Origin of the sequence: Nocardia sp. bgisy134, from assembly GCF_965341865.1 — a bacterium.
In the GTDB taxonomy this organism is placed as follows: domain Bacteria; phylum Actinomycetota; class Actinomycetes; order Mycobacteriales; family Mycobacteriaceae; genus Nocardia.
The window spans coordinates 198,427-207,573 of sequence record NZ_CBDQZP010000002.1 but is presented as its reverse complement, the minus strand read 5'-3'; the positions used below and the strand labels follow the sequence as shown (position 1 = coordinate 207,573).

The 9,147-nt window shown below is 70.2% G+C and carries 7 protein-coding genes and 1 pseudogene; 2 read left to right on the top strand and 6 right to left on the bottom strand.

Going from position 1 to position 9,147, the window contains the following annotated elements; translation table 11 throughout:
- Positions 1–37: 37 nt before the first annotated feature.
- The 5 genes and pseudogenes from ACRWNM_RS04955 to ACRWNM_RS04935 form a co-directional block, all read right to left on the bottom strand.
- Positions 38–793 carry a hypothetical protein gene (locus ACRWNM_RS04955; protein WP_431963940.1) on the bottom strand — a complete coding sequence of 252 codons (756 nt, stop codon included), beginning with the start codon at positions 791–793 and terminating at the stop codon, positions 38–40.
- Positions 794–1,201 carry an AMP-binding enzyme gene (locus tag ACRWNM_RS04950; protein WP_431963938.1) on the bottom strand — a complete coding sequence of 136 codons (408 nt, stop codon included), beginning with the start codon at positions 1,199–1,201 and terminating at the stop codon, positions 794–796. It abuts the gene before it with no gap.
- Positions 1,202–1,400: 199 nt separating this feature from the next.
- Positions 1,401–3,049: pseudogene (locus ACRWNM_RS04945) on the bottom strand (AMP-binding protein); the annotation flags it as partial.
- Between the two features lie 588 nt (positions 3,050–3,637).
- Positions 3,638–4,621, bottom strand: coding sequence for a DNA-binding response regulator (locus tag ACRWNM_RS04940; protein ID WP_431963936.1), 984 nt, complete (start codon positions 4,619–4,621; stop codon positions 3,638–3,640).
- A gap of 280 nt (positions 4,622–4,901) precedes the next feature.
- A complete protein-coding gene (locus tag ACRWNM_RS04935) occupies positions 4,902–5,714 on the bottom strand; it encodes a M23 family metallopeptidase (protein WP_431963933.1) in 813 nt (270 codons plus the stop codon).
- Positions 5,715–6,002: 288 nt separating this feature from the next.
- Between ACRWNM_RS04935 and ACRWNM_RS04930 the strand changes: the two genes are divergently transcribed.
- Together ACRWNM_RS04930 and ACRWNM_RS04925 are read left to right on the top strand one after the other, a co-directional pair.
- A complete protein-coding gene (locus ACRWNM_RS04930) occupies positions 6,003–7,049 on the top strand; it encodes a nitronate monooxygenase (protein ID WP_431963931.1) in 1,047 nt (348 codons plus the stop codon).
- A 67-nt stretch (positions 7,050–7,116) separates the two neighbouring features.
- Positions 7,117–7,509 (top strand): SCO5389 family protein, encoded by a 393-nt coding sequence (locus ACRWNM_RS04925; RefSeq protein ID WP_431963929.1) that lies wholly within the window; start codon positions 7,117–7,119, stop codon positions 7,507–7,509.
- Positions 7,510–7,575: 66 nt separating this feature from the next.
- Here the strand turns inward: ACRWNM_RS04925 and ACRWNM_RS04920 are convergent, their stop codons facing one another.
- Entirely contained in the window at positions 7,576–9,039 is a 1,464-nt protein-coding gene (locus ACRWNM_RS04920; protein WP_431963927.1) for a flavin-containing monooxygenase, read from the bottom strand.
- Positions 9,040–9,147: the final 108 nt, after the last annotated feature.

Here is a 9,147-nt window from a genome sequence, read left to right as displayed (position 1 = left end):
GAGGCTACCGCCAGCCACGTCACCGCCGGGTACGGAGTCACTCCTTTCCGTCGAGCAGGGCCGCGAGCAGCGGTCCCAGCTCGGCGAGCGGTTCGGGGGTGGTCATCGCCCGGTGCGTCGAAACGATCGGATGCACCTCGATCACGCCGGACACGTGCGGCTCCCACGCAGGGGCACCGCCGTGGCCCTGGCCGTTCGGGTCCGGAATCATGGCGCGGAAGTAATCGACCCGACCCTCGAACACGCCGGGCTCGGCGGCCGTCGCGATCTCCACCGTGCGCAGCGCGCCGCGGTAGATGCCGCCGATGCGCTCCGCGGTGAGCACCGCCGAGTCCCAGGTGAGCGCCTCGCCCAGCGTCGCGAGCGCCGTCTCGTCGAGTTCGGCGAGGTCCTGTCCGACGGGCAGGGTGATGCCGAGCGCCTCGAAACCCTCCCTGATCTCGGCGTGGAAGTCGGCGATGTCCACGTAGCGGCGCACGATCTCCGCCGCGGTGACCGGACGGTAGTCGGGCTCGGTCAGCTCGGGCGACTGGAGTCCGTAGATCGGCTGGTCGGCGGGCAGGAACCGGGCCAGGCCCGCGTAAGTCCACGGCATGCCCGACATCGGCGGCAGGCAGAGCACCGGCGGGCGGGCGCCGCCCGCCCGGATCGGCAGCAGCACGCGCAGCGCGCTCTCGGCGTTCGCGTCGTGGTCGTGCCCGGCCTCGAGCGCCGCGGCGACCTGCGCCGCGATCCCGGCGACGGTGGGATCGGTGAAGAAGGACGCCACCGTCAGCTCGGCGCCGGTGCGCACCTACAGCCGCTCGACCACCTGGGTGGCCAGCAGCGAGGTGCCGCCGAGGGAGAACAAGTCGTCGTCCAAGCCGATCCGCTCCGCGCCGAGCACCTCCCCGAACACCGCGGCGACCGCCTCCTCCAGCGGCGTCGACGGCGCGCGGAAGACGGCCTGCTGGAACACCGGCTCCGGCAGCGCGCGCCGGTCCAGCTTGCCGACGGGCGTCAACGGCACTTGATCGAGCACCACGACGGCCGCGGGCACCATGTACCCCGGCAAGCTGCGAGCCGCGTATTCGGTGAGCGCCGCCGGGTCGATCCGGCGACCGGGCGCGGCGAGCACATAGGACACCAGGGCGGTTGTCCCGGCGGGCGTTTCCCTGCCGAGGGTGATGACGAACTCGACGTCCTCGTGGCGGCCGAGCACCGCCCGAGCTCGATGCGCAGCCCGCGGATCTTCACCTGGAAGTCCGAACGCCCGGCGAAATCCAGCTGCCAGTCCACCGTGCCGACCGCTGCATCGCCCGCCCGCTGCCCGGGCTCGGCGAACCAGCGCACCACATCGCCCGTGCGATACATGCGATCGCCGGGCTCACCCCACGGATTCGGCACGAACCGTTCCGCCGTATGTCGTAGACGGGCGAGGACGGGTCGAAGCGGTTGAGGAACCACATGCGCTGCTGGGCGAGCGAGAGCGGAATACGCTCCGGGCGTGGACCGGCCACGAGCGCGGGCCGCCCTCCCCCGCCCGTGTGCCGCTCGACGCGGGCGGCCAGCGCCGCCACCGTGGACGCCTCGAACAGCAGCCGCACCGGCACCGCGGTGTCCAATGCCGCGCCGAGCCGGGCCGAGACCTGGGTGGCCAGCAGCGAATTGCCGCCGAGTGCGAAGAAATCGTCGTCGAGGCCGAGCTGCCGGTCGCCTGCCGCGCCGCCGCCGAGCACGTCGGCGAACACGCCCGCCACGACCTGCTCCACCGGGGTGCTCGGCGCGCGGAACACGGCCTGTTCGAACACCGGCTCGGGCAGCGCCCTGGTCGAGCTTGCTGTTGGCGTTCAGCGGCATCTCGTCCAGCACCACCAACGCGACGGGCACCATGTACGCGGGCAGCAGCGCTGCCGCGCCTTCGCGGACCGCCGCCACGTCCACCGTCCGCCCTTCGGCGGGCACGACATAGCCGACGAGGCGATCGCCGGTGTGCGGGTCCGAGCGCAGCACCACGACGGCCTGAGCCACCGAATCGTCGGCGCGCAAGGCGGATTCGATCTCCGGCAGCTCGATGCGCAGGCCGCGCAGCTTCACCTGGAAGTCGGTGCGGCCCAGGTAGATCAGCGCGCCGTCCGGCCCGCGGCGCACCAGATCGCCGGTGCGGTACATGCGCGCGCCCGGCCCGCCGAGCGGGTCGGCGACGAAGCGATCAGCGGTCAGATCGGGTCGGCCGAGGTAGCCGCGCGCGATCTGGTCGCCCGCCAGGTACAGCTCGCCCGCGACGCCTGCCGGCACCGGGTGCAGCCGCGCGTCCAGCACGTAGGCGCGTGCGTTCCACACCGGCGCGCCGATCGGCACCGCGCCGGTGACGTCGTCGGCGACCACGGCGAGGGTGGCGTGCACGGTGAACTCGGTGGGCCCGTACAGGTTGTGCAGCGCGGCGTCGGTGGCCCGCCGCACGGCGGTCACGACCTCGAGGGTGAAGCTCGAACAGCACCGTGTCGGCGGGACCGATGCGGTATTCGGCGGTGAGCCAACGGATCTGGTTCACCACTGCGGCGTGCGACACCGCGACGCCCTTCGGTCGTCCGGTGGAACCGGAGGTGAAGATGACGTACGCCGGGTGCGCGCCACGCAGCGGAGCGCGACGCTCGGCGTCGGTCAGCGGCGTGGCCGGGTAACCCGACAGATCCTCGGTCTCGACGGTGATCGTCGGCAGCCCGGTGTCGAAATCGTCGCGCGCGGTGGTCAGCACGCACACCGGTTTCGCGGTGTCGAGCACGTGTCCGAGGCGTTCGGCGGGCTGGTCGAGATCGAGCGGCAGGTAGCCGCCGCCCGCCTCCAGCACGGCGTACATCGCGACGACCAGATCGACCGAGCGACGCATGCCGAGGGCGACCAGCATCTCGGGACCGACGCCCGCGTCGACCAGCCTGCGCGCCAAACGGTAGACGCGAGTGGCGAATTCGGCGTAGGTCCACTCGCGCTGGCCCGTCGCGGCTCGATCGATGATCGCGGTGGTGAACGGTGTCAGGCGCGCCTGCGCTCCGAACAAGTCGACAAGCGTGGCGACCGGTCGTGTCTCGGGCACGAGTTGGTCGACCGGTGCCGGTTCGGGTTCGGGTTCGGTGGAGCGAGCGACGCGAGTTGCCGCCGCGCCCGTCTCGCGCTCGACTCGGTCGGCCTGCGCCGGTTCGAGTTCAGCGGACCGGGCGACGCGAGTTGCTGCCACACCGGTTTCGGATCCGGCGGTGACCGCCGAGAGCAACTGTGCGCGTTCGGCTTCGGCGTCGAGTTGTAGCGCACCGCAACCGAATCGGCCGCCGACTCCACCGCCGCGGTGAGTAGCGGTCCGAACAGCGGGCTGCTCGCCCTCCGGCGACGGCTGCCACGGACCGAGCGACGGGCTCCATCCATCGAGTACTTTCACCTCTCGCATCGCGAGGGCCGTCCGACCACGCCGTCGAACCGTCCCCAACCCTACAGTTGGGCCCTTGAACCGCGGCCCCGTGCCGCAGACCAATTTACGCAGACCGATCGGCCCGCCTTCGCGAGCGTGGACGCCGCGCCGATGCTGATAGCCGCCCGCAACCATCGGTCCCGGGGTGGACGTGGTGCGAAACCACGAGTCCCGCTGAACAATTAGTGTTTCAGCTCACAGCCATCCGCGGCGGGTGGCCTGCACGCCCGCCTGGAATCGGGTGCTCGCGCCGAGTCGCTCCAGCAGGCGCGCGGTGCGGCGCACCACCGTCCGCCGGGACATGCCGAGTCTGCGGGCAATCGTGTCGTCGGTGGCGCCGAGGCCCATGAGGGTGAGGATCGCCTTGTCGCGGTCGTCGAGTTCGTCGGCGGAAGGGTTCACCGAGATCGGCGCGGCCAGCGACCACAGCACGTCGAAGGTGCGCACCAGCAGCCGCAGCGCGGGAGATGCGGTGAAGCGCAAGCCCATCGGGTCGGGGCGGCGTTCGTCGGCGTGCAGCACCAGGTTGGCGCGCTCGTCGTCGACGATGATCAGCTTGAACGGCGGTTCGGGCAGCGTCCGCGCCTGCGCCCCGCTGGCATTGGTGGACAGCGCGTGCCGTAGTCGCTCCGCGTCCTGGTAGATCGTGTCCTGGTAGAGGGTCTGGTAGCGGATGCCCTCGCCGATCCTGGCCCGCTTCAACAGGTATTGCTGGTTCTCGCGCTCGATGTCGCTGAGATAGGGGCCGCGTTCGATGATCTTGACCGAGTGGCGCGCCGAGTTCTGCATCTCCTCGAAATCGGCCAGCATCTCCAAGCGTTCGAAGACCGGAACCATCGAACCGTTGCCGCGCGGCGACCGTCGCACCGAGCGGAACGTCTCGCTGAGCCGCGCGGCGGCGGCGTGCATCTGGTTGATCTCGTGCTGGCGGCGCCGAGCCTCGGCCTCCGACAACGATTCCGGGGCGTGCGCGTCCCAGATCGGTCCACCCTCGGAATCCTCGAGCCGGACGGCGGCCTGCATCGCGCACAGGATCTCCAGCGTGGCGGCGGCCTCTTCCGGCGACACGTCGAGATAGCGCGCGATATCGGCCAGGCCGGATCGGGGATGGTGCACCAGCACGGCGTAGGTGCGCCCGTGCGGTGATCCTGGCTCGAAGATATCGCCCAGCTCGGTCACGGCCCGAGCCTAACCGGCGCAATCGGAGGGGTGTCCGTCGAAAGTCCGCGCATAGCCGGAGCGAAGGCGGAGGTACGCCTGACTGGCGCCGTCGGACAGATGTCCGGGAATAGTCCGCACATGGCCGAAGTGCAGGCCGTGGTACGCTTTACGGTCGCAGTCGGACGCATGTCCGCCGAGAGCGTGCGCATGGCTGGAGCGAATGCCAAGGTACGCCCAACCGGCACTGCCGGAAGGCAATCCGTCGCGTGAAGGGGAAACTTCAAGCCGGGCAACGGGATCAGTGCGCGGACGGGCCCCAGTGCATCGGGACGCCCTTGGCCGCGAGATACGGCATCGGGTCGATCTTGGCGCCGTTCTGGTCCCAGATCTCCAGGTGCAGGTGCGGGCCGGTGGACTGGCCGCGGTTGCCGACGGAGGCGATCACGTCGCCCGCGCGAACCCGCTGGCCCTCGCTCACGAACATGTCGTTGACATGGCCGTAGACGGCGGTGGTGCCGTCGTCCTGCAGCACCCGCACCCACAGGCCGAAGCCGGACGCGGGGCCCGCCTCGATCACGGTGCCGTTGCTGACGGAGTGGATCGGCGCGCCGAGCTGATCGGCGAAGTCGATGCCGTAGTGGAACTCGCCCCAGCGGCTGCCGTATCCGGAGCTGATCGCGCCTGCGACCGGGCGCACCGCGGGTGCGGGGGCAACCTGCTGGTGCACGCCCTTGAGGATGTCCTCGACCTGGGCCAGCGGGCCCGCGATCTCGGGCGGCAGGTTGTTGAAGCCGAAGGGGGCGGCGCCCGGCGCGGCCACGGGGGCGGCCTGCGGCGCGGGGGCGGCCTCGGCGACCGGCGCCGCGACCTGCTTGGCCGCCGCGACGTTCTGGATGTCGGCGGTGCCCCGGAAGGTGATCTCGTCCGCGTTGTGGTCGGCGTCGCGCGAGGGCGCCAGCGGCGAGGCGTTGGCGATGGCCGGAGCGATCTGGGCGACGCCGCCGATCAGGGCGCCTGCGGCGACAGCCGCGCCCGCGGCCGCCCGGACCCGCTCGGCCTGGGACGACTCGGCGCGGTGCCGCGTCGGCCGACCCGCCACGCCATCGCCCATGAGGCTCTCGACAGTAATGGAACTGGGGCCTACCCGGTGCTGCGACAAAGCTTCGTCCTAGCGTCCGACTACATTGGTGAACGAAGGCCGCTGCGTCGCGAGCGTTGCTACCGGTCCGGCCGAATCCCGCGATGTCCGAGGGTTCGAATTTCCCGGTGGCCGAACTTTGTAACGTTTCGGCATCCGTTGTGACGGGAACTCTACCCCGTCGTGACCATTTCGCAACCTTCGATTGTGAAATCGCAGGTGAGAGCTGGATAACTGGTCTCGATGGGCGAGACTTGGGCCGTGATCATCGATGAATTGCGCGTCCCGATCGTGCTCGCTCCCATGGCGGGCGGCCCCTCCACTCCAGAGCTGACCGCCGCGGTCGCCGAGGCGGGCGGACTGGGCGTCCTGGCCGCCGGTTACCTGAGCGCTGCCGACACCGCCGGCCGAATCGCCGCGACCCGCGCACTCACCGACGCGCCGCTCGGCGTGAACCTCTTCGCTCCGGGACCGCCGACCCCGCCCGCCGACTACACGGACTACCTCACCGAGCTCGGCGCCGGACATCAGCTCGGCGCGGCCGAGCACGACACCGACGACTGGGACGCCAAGCTCGATCTGCTCGTCGAGACGCCGGTCGCGGTCGTCACCACCACCTTCGGCTGTCCCACCGCCGCCGAGGTGAACCGGCTGCACGCGGTGGGCACCGAAGTCTGGGTGACCGTCACCTCGGTCGCGGAGGCCGAGATCGCGGTGGCCGCGGGCGCCGACATGCTGATCGCCCAGGGCGCCGAAGCGGGCGGCCATCGCGCCACCTTCGTCGATCGCGTCGCCGACGACGCGGTCGATCCGCTCGGCCTGCTCGCCCTGCTGCAACTGCTCACCGCCGCGGTCGACCGGCCGATCGTCGCCGCGGGTGGGATCGCCACCGGCGCGGGCATCGCCGCCGCGCTCGCGGCGGGCGCGTCCGCCGCGCAGTTGGGCACCGCGTTCCTGCGCTGCCCGGAGGCAGGCACCAACCCGGTGCACCGCGCGGCCGTGCCGAGCGAAGCGCCCACCATGCTCACCCGCGCCTTCACCGGACGCCGCGCCCGCGGCCTGCGCAACGAGTTCATGGCCGAGCACAGCGCGACAGCGCCTGCCGCGTACCCGGAAATCCACTACGCGACAGCGCCATTGCGGGCCGCCGCGCGAGCCGCGGGCAACCCGGAGGAAGTGAACCTGTGGGCTGGCCAAACCCAGGCGCTGACGCCCGAGCTACCGGCTCGCGAACTGGTCGCCGAGCTGGCCGCCGCGACGAAAACCGCTCTGGAGTCGGCACTTTCGCGACGAATCCAGGATTGTTGACAACCACTTTCGATTAGACTTCGGGGGCATCGCACGCCATCCACCCCATCTCACGGAGGAGAGCGCCATGTCCCTCGACGTACCTGCCGCCCTGTTGGAACGCGCCGAACGCGGCGAGATCGACGACGCCGATTTCGTCGAATGCGTCCGGAACTCGCTGCCCTACGCCTGGGAAGTCGTGAGCCGGGTGGTCGGTGAATTGAATTCGGGCACCGCCGAATTCGCCGACAACGTGGTGCCGCCGCCGGACGAGGTGGCCCGCGGCCAGCTGCTGCGCGCACTCGCCTCGGACGCGATCCGCGGCGGCTTGGAGCGGCACTTCGGCGTGAAGCTCGCCTTCCAGAACTGCCACCGGGTGGCGGCCTTCCCGGTGGCAGCGGTCGGCGGAGAGACCTACACCACCTTCATCGGCACCAGGGCTCAGCTGCTCAACCAGAGCCCGGAGCTGCGCAACTGCTGATCACGGCCGACGACTCGCCTCCGTCCGGTCGGTGCAGGGGCCGACCGGACGGGGGCGAGTCGTGTGTCAGTCGGCGGCGCGGGCCACGTCGTAATCGGACGGGTCGAAAGTCCTTGTCTTCCAGCGGTAGAGGACCGTGGCGCCGGGCCAGTTGTTGGTGATGCGGCCCGCCGCGTTGCGGTACCAGCTGGAGCAGAAGTTCCACGGAGTGTCCTTCAGCCTGCGCTGTAGCCAGTCGTCCCAGTCCTGTTCGACCTTCGCGCGGGCGGCGAGGTAGCGGCCGGGGCGCTCGGTCAGGTACTCCACCACCTGCCGGATGTAGCGGGCCTGGGATTCGAGCATGTAGATGATCGATCCCGAGCCGACATTGGTGTTGGGGCCGTACATCATGAACAGATTCGGGAAGTGCGGAACCGAGAGGCCGAGGTAGGCGCGAGCTCCCGCGTCGCCCCACACATCGGCGAGCTTGCGGCCGCCGACACCGTAGATGTTCATCGGGGCGAGGAATTCGGTGCCCTTGAAACCCGTGCCGTAGACGATCACGTCGACCGGATGCTCGACGCCGTCGACGGTGCGGATGCCGGTCGGCGTGACGGCCTCGATCGCCATCGTCTCCACGGTGACGTTCGGCTGGGCGAGCGCGGGAAAGTACTCGTTGGAGAACAGGCCGCGCTTGCACCCAGCGGCGTAGTCGGGGGTCAGCTTCGCGCGCAATTCCGGGTCGGGCACCTGCTTTTCGCGATGCCGGTCGGCCAGCGCGATCACCGGAGTCTTGATGGCCGGGATGTCGGTCAGCGCGAGCGCGAGCGCCTCGAAGAACGACCAGATCGCGAACCGCTCGGCCCACCGGCTCGGCGGAAAGTGCTTGAACAGCGCGTGATGCAGCGCGCTGTACTCCACGTCGGGCTTGGGCAGCACCCAGGCCGCCGAACGCTGGAACAGCGTGAGGTGCGCGACCTTCGGCTGGATGCGCGGAATGTACTGGATCGCACTGGCTCCGGTGCCGATACAGGCCACCCGCTTGCCGGTCAGGTCGATCTCGTGATTCCACTCGGCGGAGTGGAAGGCGGCTCCGGTGAAGGTGTCGATGCCGGGCAGGTTCGGCAGCGCGGGCCGGGACAGCTGGCCGACCGCGGGGATCAGAATGTCCGCGCTCAACTCCGTTCCATCGGCGATGTCGATCCGCCAGCGCCCGGTGCGCTCGTCGAATTCGGCGTCGGTGACCTCGGTGCCGAAGCGGATGTAGCGGACCAGGTCGTGCTTGTCGGCGACTCCGCGCATGTAGTCGTGGATGTCGCGCTGCTCGGAAAAGCGCCGCGGCCAATCGGATTTGGGCTCGTAGGACCACGAGTACAGCGGTGAGGGCACATCGCACGCGGCGCCGGGATAGGTGTTCTCCCGCCAGACCCCACCGAGATCGGCGGCCCGCTCCAGGATGGTGAAGTTCGCCAGCCCGGCGCGCCGCAGCTCGAGCGCCATGCCGAGCCCCGCGAATCCGGCTCCGATGATGATGATGGACGGCGTTGACATGCTTCGAGACTAAGGTCGGCGGCGACCACCACCGAGGCATCAGCGGTCACCTAATCCACATTTCCGGCCATACCGCAGCCATACCCACCGCCGTTCCCATGTTCTATT